The 15,400-nt window shown below is 45.9% G+C and carries 7 protein-coding genes; 5 read left to right on the top strand and 2 right to left on the bottom strand.

The features are described from left to right. Window positions 1–160: 160 nt before the first annotated feature. Both QUA04_RS19775 and QUA04_RS19770 read right to left on the bottom strand, forming a co-directional pair. On the bottom strand, window positions 161–436 hold the full coding sequence (locus QUA04_RS19775) for a hypothetical protein (RefSeq protein WP_445242344.1): 276 nt from the start codon (window positions 434–436) through the stop codon (window positions 161–163). Between the two features lie 615 nt (window positions 437–1,051). Next, on the bottom strand, window positions 1,052–1,249 hold the full coding sequence (locus QUA04_RS19770) for a hypothetical protein (protein ID WP_015176637.1): 198 nt from the start codon (window positions 1,247–1,249) through the stop codon (window positions 1,052–1,054). Between the two features lie 384 nt (window positions 1,250–1,633). Between QUA04_RS19770 and QUA04_RS19765 the strand changes: the two genes are divergently transcribed. The 5 genes from QUA04_RS19765 to QUA04_RS19745 all read left to right on the top strand — a co-directional run bounded on the left by QUA04_RS19765 (window position 1,634) and on the right by QUA04_RS19745 (window position 15,095). Further along, window positions 1,634–1,987 carry an STAS domain-containing protein gene (locus QUA04_RS19765; RefSeq protein ID WP_333259566.1) on the top strand — a complete coding sequence of 118 codons (354 nt, stop codon included), beginning with the start codon at window positions 1,634–1,636 and terminating at the stop codon, window positions 1,985–1,987. 140 nt (window positions 1,988–2,127) lie between these two features. Further along, window positions 2,128–4,905 carry a TIGR03960 family B12-binding radical SAM protein gene (locus QUA04_RS19760; protein ID WP_333259563.1) on the top strand — a complete coding sequence of 926 codons (2,778 nt, stop codon included), beginning with the start codon at window positions 2,128–2,130 and terminating at the stop codon, window positions 4,903–4,905. 1,330 nt (window positions 4,906–6,235) lie between these two features. Beyond that, window positions 6,236–8,566, top strand: a complete 2,331-nt coding sequence (locus QUA04_RS19755) for an Rne/Rng family ribonuclease (RefSeq protein WP_333259560.1) — start codon at window positions 6,236–6,238, stop codon at window positions 8,564–8,566. Between the two features lie 3 nt (window positions 8,567–8,569). Then, on the top strand, window positions 8,570–9,256 hold the full coding sequence (locus QUA04_RS19750; RefSeq protein ID WP_333259557.1) for a ribonuclease HII: 687 nt from the start codon (window positions 8,570–8,572) through the stop codon (window positions 9,254–9,256). A 214-nt stretch (window positions 9,257–9,470) separates the two neighbouring features. Next, complete coding sequence (locus QUA04_RS19745; RefSeq protein WP_333259554.1) at window positions 9,471–15,095, top strand: AAA family ATPase; 5,625 nt, start codon at window positions 9,471–9,473, stop codon at window positions 15,093–15,095. Window positions 15,096–15,400: the final 305 nt, after the last annotated feature.

The raw sequence follows: 15,400 nt of genomic DNA, 5'->3' as shown, positions 1-15,400 counted from the left end.
TTATACTGATGATCGGTAAAAAAGTCATGGTGGGGTTCATGAGTATTTATACTCATCGCAAAAGTGACACGCTCCCGCTCTTGCCCGCAGCGTTCGAGCGACAATTAAAAACAGATATCCTTGATGAATGAGTTGGAGTTTCTCGACTCGTCTTCGTTGTTCAAGGGTTGCTCGGTTGACGGCGAAACTCTTGTTTGAGGAGCTGTTTGATGAGTGGAAACCACAACAGCTTGGCTGTGAGTTGAGGTAAGTCTAAAAACCGTTGCAGATTTCTCACTCGACTTTCATACTTTATCGGTTGGGGAAACTTGTTGGCTAAAGTAGATAACCTGACATCTCGATAGCTTTGTAACATTAACACTAACAATTGTAGCGTTAGATACTGGCGAGGATTTAGATGCGTCTCGAAAACTTTTTGGTATAATTGAGGGAACATATATTTTGTGTGGGGGTCGCAGCGACCCCAATTTTTTTTGGTGACGCTTGGCTCAAACCCTTATTCTACCTGATTTGCAGCCCCCTTGTCACCCCTTGAGATTAATTAGACTTAGAGCTAATTTGTCAAGTCCCAAAAGTTATAAATTTAATTTAGGTCACAGTGTGTAGTTTTTGATACTGATAGCAGTTTCTAAAAGGAATGCAACTTTAGACAAGTTCCAACCCCTGATAATCATCATTAGTCCGACTTCTAAAATCTAAAATCTAAAATCTAAAATTGTATGAGGTTCAGGGACGATCGCCCTTAACAGTCTCTCCTCAAATACTAAGTTCACAACTAGGTGCTTCATTATTAATACTAAGCTTTAATCACAATTAACCTAATTTGTCATACTCCAAAAGTTATAGATTTAATTTAAGTCAAAGTTTTTAGCTTTTGATCACAGGTGCAGGGACGATCGCCCCTCACACTATTTCCTCACATATCAAGTTCAGCAACGAGATGCTTCATTAGAAAAATATGGGGTCGGCCTAAATGCTTCTAACACTCCTCTATTGCCCGCCGTGCAAGGATTTTTGGGTTCTTGGATATGGACTCGTCGCCCGCTTCCCACTATCGACGACTAGATACCAATTGCACCCGGCCGGCATCCATTTCATCCATTAATAACTCTAAAGCCTCATAATCAATATCCGAGATGTACCCCAAACGGGTGAGCTCGTAGTTGATTTCGTTTTCAATGTCAGGCGTCAACTGCTTAATGTAGAGGGCTTTTTCTACAAGTTGACGAATAGCATGAGTTGCTTGCATAGTAAGTCGGAGAACTCCGTACAGTTTAATTTTCCTCTGAACTGTCGAGCAAACAGGTGATCTAGATCAGAACTAACAAGTGATTTAAATTACATTGTTCCGTTTCATCTAACAGCTAGGGCAAAGTCGATCGCAATTTTTAGAGTTACCAAGACTTGCGCCTGCTGGTCTTAATAAAAAATAGTATAGTAGCTTACGTTTCCTGCCCAAATCTTACGCAAAATTTCATAAAAAAGAGTCAATAAATAAAGATTCAGTAAAACTACTGACAACAACTGGTCATTTGGCCTCAGATTAAGTTAGGCTCAGAGTAATCAAGTAGGTTTAGGCTTACATCCGTCCAGCGCAGTAGTTGAAAATACGTAGCAATCATAGGTTTGACATATGCAGACACTTCTTGCCCATAAACCAATTACGGTGATTCGACCCCTAGACTACCTGAATGCAGCCACCTGCGGAGAATTCGGACGGCAACTAACGACAGCAATTGCAGCCCCCGGGGTTGTAGGGGTACTCGTAGATTTGGCCGAAGTAACATTTATTGACAGTGCCGGTTTGATGGCATTGGTTTCAGGCCTCAAGCAGGCGAAAAAAATGGGGCGCAGGTTTAGTCTTTGCTCGGTATCCCCTGGGATGAAGATGATTCTGGAACTCAGCCAACTCGATCGAGTTTTTGAAATATTTGAAAATGTCGATAGCTTTGATGCCCAAAACTCCTGCGTAAACCAGCACTGGTAGAGGTTACTCCGGGGCGAAAACAAGCAATAAAACCAAGTAAATTCGGTTAAATGCCCGAAAAGACAGACGACTGTCGTTGGCGTGTTGGCAGATTTTAAGGTAGGCTGCTTAAGAGTCGCAAATATTTAGCGAGTCGAGCCGTGGCAGTAAAAGTCGAAGAATTACTTACAGCAGACATTAATCAGCCTGCTCGTTATCTGGGAAATGAATTGGGGGCTACGCACAAGCCTTGGGACGCGGCGTCTGTGCGCTGGGTTCTTACTTACCCAGAAGTGTATGAAGTTGGTGCTTCCAATCTGGGGCACATCATCCTTTACAACATTTTGAACGCAGCGCCGAGGCAGTTGTGCGATCGGGCTTATTTGCCCGCCGCCGACTTGGCAGCAAAACTGCGATCGACCAAAACTCCGCTGTTTGCCGTAGAATCGAGGCGATCGCTCACAGAATTTGATATTCTGGGCTTCAGCCTCAGCTACGAACTCGGAGCAACAAACATTCTGGAAATGCTGGATTTAGCTGGCATTCCCCTAACTTGGCAAGAAAGAGCGACCAATCCCCAAAACGCTCAAATGCCGCTGATTTTTGCTGGTGGGCAAACGGCAACTTCCAACCCCGAACCCTACGCTGACTTTTTTGACTTCATCGCTTTGGGAGATGGAGAAGAGTTGCTGCCAGAAATTGGCTTGATTTTGGCAGAAGGCAAAACTAATAATTTGAGCCGAGAAGCATTGCTGCTGGATTTAGCGCAGATTCCAGGCGTCTACGTCCCGCAATTCTACGATATGGCGGCCGACGGTTCTGTTCATCCCAACCGCCCGCAAGTTCCCGATCGAATTCTGCGCCGCGTGGCGACTCCGATACCAGCTTATTCGATCGGCCTGGTTCCCTACGTCCAGACAGTACATGACAGACTGACAGTAGAAATCCGCCGGGGATGCACGCGCGGGTGTCGCTTCTGTCAGCCGGGAATGCTGACTCGCCCCGCGCGCGATGTCGAACCGCAGCAAGTCGTAGAGGCGATCGAACAGGGGATGCAAGCCACCGGACACAGCGAGTTTTCCCTGCTTTCCCTGAGTTGTTCCGACTATCTGGCACTCCCAGCAGTCGGCATGGAAATCAAAAATCGCCTGAAAGATAAAAATATTTCTCTGTCTCTACCCAGTCAGCGGGTTGACAGATTTGACGATAATATTGCCGACATTCTCGGCGGGACACGACAAGGTGGTTTGACTTTTGCCCCGGAAGCTGGTACTCAGCGGATGCGCGACATCGTTAACAAAGGTTTGACAAACGAAGAATTGCTTCGGGGTGTCAAAACTGCGGTCGATCGCGGCTGGGATAAAATCAAGCTGTATTTTATGATCGGTTTGCCCGGAGAAACAGATTTTGATGTTCTCGGCATCGCCGAAACAGTCCGCTGGCTGCACAGGGAATGCAGGATCAATGGCAGGCGGGGACTGAATTTTAACTTGACAATTTCTAATTTTACGCCTAAGCCTCACACTCCTTTTCAGTGGCACTCGGTTTCTACTGCTGAGTTTTCCCGCAAGCAAAAACTCCTGAAGGAAGAGTTTCGGGGAATGCGGGGCGTCAAGGTGAATTACACTGATGTGCGGATTTCGGCAATGGAGGATTTTGTCGGACGGGGCGATCGACGTTTGGCTACTGTAGTCCGCCGCGCTTGGGAACTTGGCGCGGGTATGGATGCGTGGTGGGAAAGCTTGGATCAGGCTTACAAAGCTTGGACTCAGGCGATCGATGAATCGGGCCTAACCTGGAAATACCGCCAAGTCGAAAGCGGCGAGTGGAATCTTTTTGAGAAGGAAGAGGAGAAGGAAGAAGGAAGAAGGAAAAAGGAAGAAGGAAGAGAAATCAAGGAAGATTTTCCCAATTCTCGGGATCTTCCCCTCTCCCCCTCCCCCTCTCTCCCCCTCTCTCTCGATCAGGCCCTGCCTTGGGATCACTTAGATACAGGAATCGACAAAAACTGGCTGAAAATTGACTTGCAAAAGGCTTTGGAAGCAGCGACGGTTCCCGACTGTTCCTTTGAAGGGTGTTCGCGCTGCGGGGTTTGTGGCACCGATTTCGGACACAATGTGGTTGTGGATGCGCTGCCAATTCCTGAGTTTGCTGGGGAGTTTGTCCCGAATACCGAGCGGAAACAGCGTTTGCGGGTTTGGTTCGGGAAGGTGGGCGATATGGCTTTGGTTGGTCATTTGGATTTGATCCGATTGTTAGATCGAGTAGTCCGCAGAGCCGATTTGCCGATTTCGTTTACCGGCGGGTTTCACCCGAACCCTCGGATTTCTCTGGCAAATGCTCTGCCTCTGGGTGTTACCAGCACTGGGGAAATTGCCGACTTTGAGCTCACTGAGTCTATCGATGTTGAGAGTTTTCGGGAAAAGTTGGCTGCTAAGCTGCCGGAAAATATTCCGATTTACAAGGTTGAGTCGATCGATCTCAAGGCTCCTTCTGCTAACCAGTTGTTAGAAGCAGCGGAGTACGTAATTACTGTGACCTCCGCAGGCTCGTTGACAGAAAATGGCGAATTAGGCCGGGAAAATGCTGCTCCTGTCTCCGTGGCTCCTGATGCCAACTGGGAAGCTTGGGTCAAGACGATAGTCGAAACCGAGGCTTTTTGGCGGGTGCATACTACTAAGTCGGGAAAGACGCAGGATGTCAATTTGCGCGATCGACTGCACAAACTAGAACTTGTAGAGCAGAAACTAGACAGCAGCACCTCTGCCTCTGGTGGTACACCCGAAGGTAGAGCCGTCTTGCGCTATACCGGCAGTTGTCGCAGCGACGGCAACTTGCTAAAGCCAGAACATATTGTTTTCATGCTCGAACAAGTCAGCCAGCAGGAAATTCAGCTTCTGCAGGTTGAGCGTAGTCAGCTAATCCTGGGTTATGGTTAAGATAGGGAAGCCGTGGTGGAATATTTCACCTTCGGCTCTCGATCGGGATGTGTCGTTTCACGCTATAATCGCTTGTTATGGAAGCCGCGGCGGCTCGAGCGCTTTAGTCGCTCGCCGCCCTCGTCAACCAGCAACGCGGGCTGGGTGCAAATTGCTTCTGTTCAAGACTTCAAGCCTTTTTGTTGTACATTCACGGGCTAAATCTAGCGCCAAACCCGCAGGAGCGGGGTCTGAACCAAATTTAGCGATTAATTTCGATCGATCGACTGGTTGTCGGTGGTCGGCTTATTCAAAAATCTCACGGTTCAAACCGCAGAACGGGTATTCAACAATAGATGTTTTTGACGGGTCAAAAAACGGAGATAAGCCCCCGACTTAAGTCGTGGATAACCAAAAATTTTAGATTTTAGATTAAAGTTCCAGCTCCCAGATTCATCTTTGGAGTAAATCTAAAATCTAAAACCTAAAATCTAAAATCGACTGACACGTCAAAAAACGGAGATAAGCCCCCGACTTAAGTCGTGAAGAACCAAAAATTTTAGATTTTACACTTTAGTTCAATCTCCCAGATTCATCTGTGGAGTAAATCTAAAACCTAAAATCTAAAATTTAAAATCTAAAATCGACTGACCCGTCAAAAAACGGAGAGAAGCCCCCGACTTAATTCGTGGAGAACCAAAATTTTAGATTTTAGACTAAATTTCAATCTCCCAGATTCATCTGTGGAGTCAATCTAAAATCTAAAATCTAAAATCGACTGACAAGGTTTTAGGGTTGGCAGGGGCGGAGGTTGCAGTCGAATGCCAAACTGGGGTGTGTTGAGTGCGATCGCGCAAGAATTCAACAAAAGTCTACGCGCTTTCACTCCTACCTACTTTCGCTCAAAACCAGCCCTCAACCACCACGCAAGCGGAGTTATCAGTTCGTAGTGTTAAGTTGTGTGTTAAGAAATTGGTACGGTGTCAATGAATTTATTCGCTGAGTTCAAAGGAAGAGTTGTAAGTGTTGAATTTTGAGTATTGATTTCGCAATTCTCAACTCAAATTTCAATATTGCTAACTCGATAAAAGCCTCCTTATTTCTATCTCTCAGATTTATCTGCTGAGCATAACTCATAACTCTGTACGGGCGGGTTTAACTACTTTATCTGTAACAGTTAACAGTGAACAGTCAACAGTTAACAGTGAACGGTCAACAGTTAACTTTCCTTCCACCCTGCACCAACTCACAGCTAATAACTCTTCAAGCTACTACTAATTACAGTCTAAGTCAGAGGCACTATGAGTGCGTAAGTGTCTCTAACTTGCTGCCAGTTTTTTGAGGAAATTGAATGACAAAGCAGATAGTTATAGCAGAGCAGCATCGCATTGCTGCCGTCTTTTCAGAAGATCAAATCCAAGAACTTGTGGTAGCCACAGGCAGCCACCAAGTCAGTGACATTTACTTGGGAATTGTTGAAAATGTACTCCCTGGGATAGATGCGGCCTTCGTCAATATTGGCGACCCAGAACGTAACGGGTTTATGCACGTCACAGACCTCGGCCCGCTGCGCCTTAAACGCTCGGCGGGGGCAATTACAGAGCTCCTGACCCCCCAGCAGAAAGTGGTGGTACAGGTAATGAAAGAACCGACGGGCAGCAAAGGCCCCCGGCTGACAGGCAACATTACCCTGCCGGGTCGCTATTTGGTACTGATGCCCTACGGCAGGGGAGTCAACCTGTCACGCAGGATCAAGTCGGAAGCCGAGCGCAACCGCCTCAGAGCTCTGGCTATTTTGGTGAAGCCGGCCGGGATGGGGCTGCTGGTACGCACTGAAGCTGAAGGGATGACCGAAGAAGCGATCATGGAAGATTTGGAAGTCCTCCAAAAACAGTGGGAAGCCGTTCAACTCGAAGGCGGTACCTCGCGGGCGCCGGCACTGCTCAACCGGGATGACGATTTTATCCAGCGGGTGCTGCGAGATATGTTCAGCGGTGACGTGAATCGGATTGTGGTGGACTCGCAAAATGGAATTAAGCGGGTGAAGCAGCAGTTGATGAGCTGGAACGGAGGTAAACTTCCTGCGGGAGTTTTGATCGACCACCACCGAGAGCGCGCCTCGATTTTAGAATTTTTCCGAGTTAACGCTGCGATTCGAGAAGCCCTCAGACCGAGGGTGGATTTGCCTTCGGGCGGTTATGTGATTATCGAGCCGACTGAGGCGCTGACGGTGATCGATGTCAACTCTGGCTCGTTTACTCGATCGGCGACGGCTCGGGAAACGGTACTCTGGACAAATTGCGAAGCAGCAACGGAAATTGCTAGACAACTGCGGTTACGCAATATTGCCGGGGTGATTATTGTTGACTTTATTGACATGGAATCCCGCCGCGATCAGTTGCAGGTGCTGGAACATTTCAATAAAGCTCTCAAAGCTGATAAAGCTCGACCGCAAATCGCCCAACTGTCGGAATTGGGACTGGTAGAACTGACTCGCAAGCGCCAAGGTCAAAATATTTACGAGTTGTTCGGCCACAGTTGTCCTACTTGCAGCGGGTTGGGTCATCTGGTGCACTTGCCCGGGGAAGAAGACTTCGCCGCAGCGGTGCGGGAATCGGGCGATCGCACTGTTGCTACGTCGAACCGCGTTTTGTTGAATTTGCCTGAAGGATTGGAACGCCGCAGCTTGACGCCTGTGGCGGCTGCAACTCCTGCACCAGTGCGGGAAGAACGCCCCCCCGAACCTGCTCGGGCTGCTTGGGAACCTCAGAGTCAGAGCGAAAGTTTGGATTTTGAGAGTGGCAGTAACGCCTCGCCTTTGGACTTGCTCAACCATCCCAGCTATCAGGATTTGGGGAACGGAACTAGACGCCGCCGCCGCCGCCGGATTGGCGAAGAGCCTTTTGCTCTCCCGGCGGAGGAGGAACCTGTACGTAGCAAGTTGCGGCTGCCGAATACTTCGAGCGCGCCCGTCGCGGATACGCGCTCTGAGTATCTGGCACCCCCCGGTATCCGGGCAGCTTCGGAGGGCTTCGGGCTGGTGAATATGGCTGCTGCTGGCAGGCGCGAGGATTTTGATCGCGTGCGTCCGGCTAAGTCTGAGTTGATGAAGCCGATGGTGGAGCCTCCGGAGGTGATTTCGGTGGAAATGACGGCGGAGGAGCAGGATGTTTATGCTCTGATGGGGGTTTCTCCTTTGGTACTTACTGATCGCAGCGTGAAAAATCCTAAGAATGCGATCGTTTCGGTGACTCTCCCCGGAGCGGCCCCGAACAAGCCGCCTTTCGAGCAGCTCGAATTTGAATTTGAAGCGACGACGCCTGCACAGAATGTTGAGGAACGCGATTATTATCCAGAAAGGTCGGTAGTTGAGCCTGTTTTTTCTGAGGATGATGATGATGAGGCCCAAATTTATGGCGAGAGTTTGATCGACGAAACTGATGATTTTGATCGGATTGAGGAACCCAGCGATGTGATGGACGAATCCTATGAGCCGATCGCATCCCATGAGGCGATCGAACTCAATGAGCCGATCGAATCCCATGAGCCGATCGAATCCCATGAGCCGATCGAATCCCATGAGCCGATCGAACCCAGCCAACCCAGCGAACCCAGCGAACCCGAGGAGCCTGCTATCAACCGCCGTCGCCGCCGCCGCTCGTCAGCCGTTGTGGATGAGTGATATATGAAGTCAGAGGGAAGAAGGAAGAAGTCAGAGGGAAGAGGGAAGAAGGAAGAAGTAGAAATTTTTACTCTCTTTCCATCTTTCCATCTTCCCCTTTCCCCCTCTCCCTCGAACACTCTAGTAATTGCAGGTGTGGATGAAGTAGGACGAGGCGCTTTGTTCGGGCCGGTGGTGGCTGCAGCCTGCATTTTGCCCGATGAAGTTCTCGATGAATTAGCAAGTTGCGGGGTGCGCGACAGCAAGCAGTTGAGTGCCGCAGCCCGGAGTCGGTTAGCTGTAAAAATCCGGGCTGTGGCTGTTGACTGTCAAATTGGTGCGGCTTCGGTGCGGGAAATTGACCGTTTGAATATTTTGCAGGCTTCTTTGTTGGCGATGAAGCGGGCAATTTTGAAGTTGAAGGTGACACCGGATTTGTGTTTGGTTGATGGAAATCAAAGGATTCCCAATTTGACGATCGAGCAAGAGACGATGATCAAGGGTGATGCGCGATCGATTCAGATTGCTGCTGCTAGTATTGTGGCGAAAGTTTGGCGCGATGAATTAATAGTACGTTTGGCTGTTAAATATCCTGAATATGACTTGACAAATAACAAGGGATACGGTACGGCTAAACATAAATTGGCTTTGGAACGCTGCGGGCGATCGGCTTTTCACCGAGTCTCTTTTAGTCCTTGTCGAAAATCTTAAAATAACGGTGAAAACTTAGCTAATTTCAGCGCAATTATATAAAATTTGAAAAACCTAGAATTTCCGCTTAAAAAATTCAGCTAGTGCAGGCTGAAAAATGTGTATCACTTGTGAGGAAAACGAGCTAAGCAATAGAGTTGTCTTAGTCTATTCCCAAATTTATCATTTTCAGGCTCCGGTAGCATCTATAAAATCTTTATTTAACTTCTTCAGCATGACTGATAATTTGTTAACAATTCCCGGCTATCGCATCATTGAGAAAATATACAATGGCTCTAGAACACAGGTTTATCGAGGACTTTCTGAGTCAAACCAAAAAGTAATTATCAAACTGCTATTGAGCGAGTATCCCACTTTTAGCGAACTCGTGCAGTTGCGGAATCAGTACACCATTACCAAAAATCTTGACCTTCCTGGAATTGTCAAACCCATTGCACTCTTAAACTACCGCAATGCTTTTGCCCTGGTAATGGAGGATGTTGGGGGTGTTTCCCTTGCTGAGTATACTGCTAATGCTGAAGCGAAGAATTTGGGCGATCGCCTATCAAGTAATTCTGAGGTTTCCTCCCCCCATACTTCGCCCCTACCGCTAGATGAATTCATGCCCATCGCGATTCAGATTGTTCAAACCATAGAAGGATTATATCACAACCGAATTATTCACAAAGATATCAAGCCCCAGAATATCATCATTAACCCTAAAACTAAAGAAGTTAAATTAATTGACTTCAGCATTTCCTCTCTTTTACCCAGAGAAAACCAGGAAATTTACAACCCAAACGTCTTAGAAGGAACCCTAGCTTATATGTCCCCAGAACAGACGGGACGAATGAATCGAGGTATCGACTACCGCACCGATTTTTACTCGCTGGGAGTCACGTTTTACGAACTACTTACAGGGGAATTACCCTTTAACTCTAGCGATCAAATGGAGCTAGTTCACTGTCATCTTGCCAGGATTCCAACTCCCCCTATAAATCTGGTCCCAGCTATTGGCGTGATGCTGAATAGCATCATTATGAAATTGATGGCAAAAACTCCCGAATCACGCTATCACAGTGCTATTGGGCTGCGATATGACTTAGAAAATTGTTGGCAGCAATGGCAGGAGAATGGGAATATTAGCCAGTTTGCCTTGGGGAATAGAGATATTTGTGATCGCTTCGTCATTCCCGAAAAACTCTACGGTAGAGAAACTGAAGTTAAAGCGCTATTAGATGCCTTCGATCGCGTCAGCAGCCAAGGCCCTTGCGAAATCATGCTAGTTGCTGGCTTTTCCGGGATTGGCAAAACCGCCGTTGTTAACGAAGTCCACAAACCTATTGTCCGCCAGCGGGGTTACTTCATTAAAGGTAAATTCGATCAATTTAAGCGCGATATTCCATTTTCCTCCTGGGTGTACGCATTCCAGAATTTGATGCAGCAATTACTCACCGAAAGTGCTGCTGAGGTAAATACATGGCGACTCAAAATATTAGAAGCGTTAGGGGAAAATAGTCAAGTCATTATAGATGTTATCCCGGAATTAGAACGACTAATTGGCAAGCAGCCAGAAGTACCCAAACTCGAAGGAACTGCTGCTCAAAATCGCTTCAATCTATTATTTAAAAAAATACTCAGAGTGTTCGCAACAAAAGAACATCCTTTAGTGATTTTCTTGGATGATTTGCAGTGGGCAGATTCGGCTTCTTTGAAGCTAATGCAGTTGTTGATGAGTGAAATAGATACCAGCTATCTGTTGTTAATGGGAGCGTATCGGGATAACGAAGTGTTTCCCGCCCATCCACTAATGCTGACATTGGATGAGATTCGCAAAGACTCGGCAACAGTCAACCAAATTACGTTAGCACCTTTAGACAAAACTTCCCTGAATCGCCTGATGGTCGATACTCTTTCCTGTCCACCAGAAAGGGCGATTCCTCTGACAGAGCTGGTTTTTACCAGAACTAAAGGCAATCCTTTTTTTGCTACTCAATTTATAAAATCTCTGCACGAAGATGGGTTAATATCTTTTGATTTGAATAGCGGCTATTGGCAATGTGACATGGCCCAAGTAAGGACGCTAGCTTTGACCGATGATGTTGTCGAGTTTATGGCGATTCAATTGCAAAAGTTGCCTAGAGATACCCAGGATGTTTTGAAACTTGCAGCGTGTATTGGCAACGAGTTTGAATTAGCAACTCTGGCAATTGTTCACCAAAAATCTCAGAGTGAGACAGCGACTCATTTGTGGAAAGCTTTGCAAGAAGGGTTAGTTATGCCGATCGCCGAAGTGTACAAATTTTTTCAAGACTCGGAATCCGTTGAACTTCCACAAGCGTCTGAGTTATCGATTCCCTACAAGTTTTTACACGATCGAGTGCAGCAAGCAGCATATCTTCTGATCCCCGAATCCCAGAAACAGTCCACGCATCTCGAAATTGGGCAACTCCTGTTGAGGAAGGGCGGGCACGGAGGCACCGTCCCTACGGAAGCAGAAATAGAAGAGAAAATTTTTGATATTGTCAACCAATTGAATATGGGGATGGAGTTAATTACCCATCAAATAGAACGGGACGAGCTCGCTCAGTTGAATTTAATGGCTGGACGTAAAGCTAAATCTTCAACGGCTTACGCGGCTGCTAAAAAGTATTTAACTGTAGGTATAGAACTCCTGGTTATTGATTGTTGGCAGAACCATTATAACCTGACTTTGGCACTGTATGAAGAAGCCACGGAGGCGATGTATCTAAACGGTGATTTTGAGCAAATGGAGCGATTGGCAGAAATTGCCCTCCAAAACGCAAATACGCTCTTAGATAAAATCAAAATTTATCAAGTTAAAATTCAAGCTTTGAGAGCGCAGAACCAAATCAAACAATCTTTAAATTTTGGGTTAGACATTCTCAAACTCTTGGGGATAAATCTACCTCAAGATCCAGAACCGACAGAAATTCCCCTGGCTTTTGAAGAGACGCAATTGGCTTTACAGGGGAAACATATTCAGGACTTAATTGACTTGCCTGACATGACTGACCCGCAAAAACTGGCAGCGAGTAAGATCCTGTTAAAACTCTGTCCTGCTGCCTACATGGTAACTCCTGTCCTGTTGCCCCTGATTACTTTTAAACAGATTCAGTTAGCCATTGAATATGGTAATGCACCAACTCATACTCATTCCTATGCGAATTATGGACTCATTCTATGCGGAGTCATGGGAGAGTTAGAGTCGGGCTATCAATTTGGAGAACTGGCACTAAATCTGCTCAATAAACTCGATGCCAAGCCTTTCGAGGCTATGACTATTTTTGTAGCAACTTACTTTACAAAGCCTTGGAAAAATCATATTAAAGAAACGTTCAAACCCCTGTTATCTGCTTACTTTCGAGGTTTAGAAACAGGAGATTTAGAACACGCTGGCTATTCAGCACAAAGGTACTGTTACCTTTTGTACTGTAGTGGCTCTACTGAACTGTCAAGGGTTGAACTAGAAATGCAAACCTACAGGGATGCTTTCACAAAGATGAATCAGGATAGCATTCTTCAAGTACATCAAATTGACCATCAACTTGTATTAAACTTGCTGGGAAGGACAGAGAATCCTTGCCGTTTAATCGGTTCAGCTTGTAATGAATCTAAAATGTTACCCCTTCATATTGCCAATAATCATAGAATGGCGTGTTACTATTTTTACTTAAATAAGTTAATTCTTTGTTATCTTTTTGGGGAGTACCACCAAGCAGTTGAGCATTCGGCCGGAGCAAAACAGTATTTAGATGCAGTAGTAGCTTCGATATTAGTGCCGATTTTTTATACCTACGATTCTCTGTCTAAGTTGGCGGTGTATTCTGATGTAGAGATTTCTGAACAACAACAAATCCTCGAAACTATAACTTCCAACCAGGCAAAAATGCAAAACTGGGCGAATCATGCCCCGATGAATTATTTACATAAATTCTATCTAGTAGAGGCAGAACGGCATCGAGTTTTAGGCCAAAATATAGACGCAATGGATTATTACGATCGCGCCATAAAACTCGCTAAAGAAAATGAGTACATCAATGAAGAAGCACTTAGTAATGAGCTAGCAGGAAAATTCTATCTAACTTGGGGTAAAGAAAAAATTGCTCAAGTCTACCTTACAGAGGCTTACTACGCCTATGCACGCTGGGGAGCCAAGGCAAAAATTGAGGATTTAGAAAAATGCTACCCCCAATTACTTGCACCTATTTTAAATCAAAAAATCAGCTTAAAGACAGGAGAAACAATTACCCAAATGATGACTGGAACTGTTGCAAGTACAACTTCAGGTCTTTCAGAGATTTTGGACTTGGCAACAGTAATCAAAGCATCTCAATCATTGTCAGGAGAAATCAACCTCGATCAGTTGCTCTCCACTTTGATGCAAGTGATGATTGAGAATGTGGGAGCTAAAAAAGGAGCTATGATTTTGAGAGAAAGAGATTCTTTCTTCGTAGCGGCTCTATGTGTGAGCAGTAAATCGTGCAATCTAGCATCAACTCCCCTTGTTGACTCTAACGAAATTCCGATCGCGATCGTTAACTATGTCTCGCGCACCCAAGAAACCTTGGTAATTCATGATGCGACGGCTGAGGCTACCTTTGCGGCTGACTCTTATATCATCCAGCATCAACCCAAGTCGGTTTTGTGTCTGCCGATTCAACATCAAGGAAAGCCGATCGCCATTCTTTACCTAGAAAATACTCTCGTTACAAATGCCTTTACTCCCGATCGGCTGGCCGTCTTAAATATCTTAGCCTCCCAAGCCGCGATCTCCATAGAAAATGCCCAACTCTATGCCAACTTAGAAGCCAAAGTCGAAGAACGCACCCAAGAATTATCACAAGCTTTAAGCAATCTCGAAGCCACCCAAGAAGGATTGATTCAATCAGAAAAAATGGCAGCTTTAGGACAACTGGTTGCCGGAGTTGCTCACGAAGTTAACACTCCCCTGGGTGCAATTCGCTCCTCGGCAGGAAATGTTTCTAAGTTCTTGAATCAAACTTTAGAACAGTTGCCCGCACTTTTTCAATCTCTCTCCCCAGAAGAAGCACATAATTTCTTGAGTTTACTTCAGCGATCACTCCAACAAGAAGCAAGCTTATCAACCAAAGAAGAACGCAAATTGAAGAGAGCTTTGAGAAGCCAACTGGAAGAATTAGGAATTGACAGTGCCGATACCGTAGCCGATCGCCTAGTGATTATGGGGGTTTATAATGAAATAGATGCCTTTGTCAGTTTGTTGCAAAGATCCGATAGTTTACACCTCCTAGAAATCGCCTACAAACTTTCCGAATTAAAAAGAGGCATTGCTACTATCAACACAGCTACAGACAGAGCATCAAAAGTAGTTTTTGCTTTAAAAACTTATGCCCGCTACGAACAGTCGGGCGAAAAAACAGCAGCCAGTATTAAAGAAGGTATTGAAACAATCTTAACCCTGTATCAAAATCTACTCAAACAGGGAGTTGAGGTTATCACAAACTATGCCGAAATCCCGCCGATACTCTGCTATCCCGACGAACTAAATCAAGTTTGGACGAATTTAATTCACAATGCTTTGCAAGCAATGGATTATCGAGGCACGCTAACAATTGAGTTAACGGCTCAAGATTACCAGGCTAAAGTTAGCATTACCGACAGCGGCTTCGGGATACCAGAAGAGATAAAAGGGAAAATATTTGACCCGTTTTTTAGTACTAAGCCCGCAGGAGAAGGCAGCGGATTGGGACTAGATATTGTCAAGAAGATTGTTGACAAACATCAGGGAAAAATTGAAGTGGAATCACTTCCTGGAAAAACTACATTTCATGTTTTCCTGCCCATGAGCGGTCGATAAGCAGGTCAATGCGATCGCCAACGATATAAGCTACTAAGTAGGTCGGGTGTTACTTGGTTCCGCCTAAGCTGCAATCTACCCCATTGGGAGTATTTCAAAAGTTAAAACGTTTTGAGGCTCATAACTCCGATTCAACAGGAAACTGATGTAAAACAGCAGTACGATGCGTTATGCTCAGCTAAGGTGCTACCCATATAAGTTTCTTGGTTTCGGTGACTGGGGAGGGAGAGAGGATTTGGCGAGGCGTTGACTTGTGACATCTTAAGATAAAATGGGGCCTACTAATACACTTTACTACTGTGACT

Source organism: Microcoleus sp. S13_C5 (assembly GCF_036700845.1).
GTDB lineage: Bacteria > Cyanobacteriota > Cyanobacteriia > Cyanobacteriales > Microcoleaceae > Microcoleus.
This window is presented reverse-complemented; position numbering and strand designations above follow the sequence as displayed.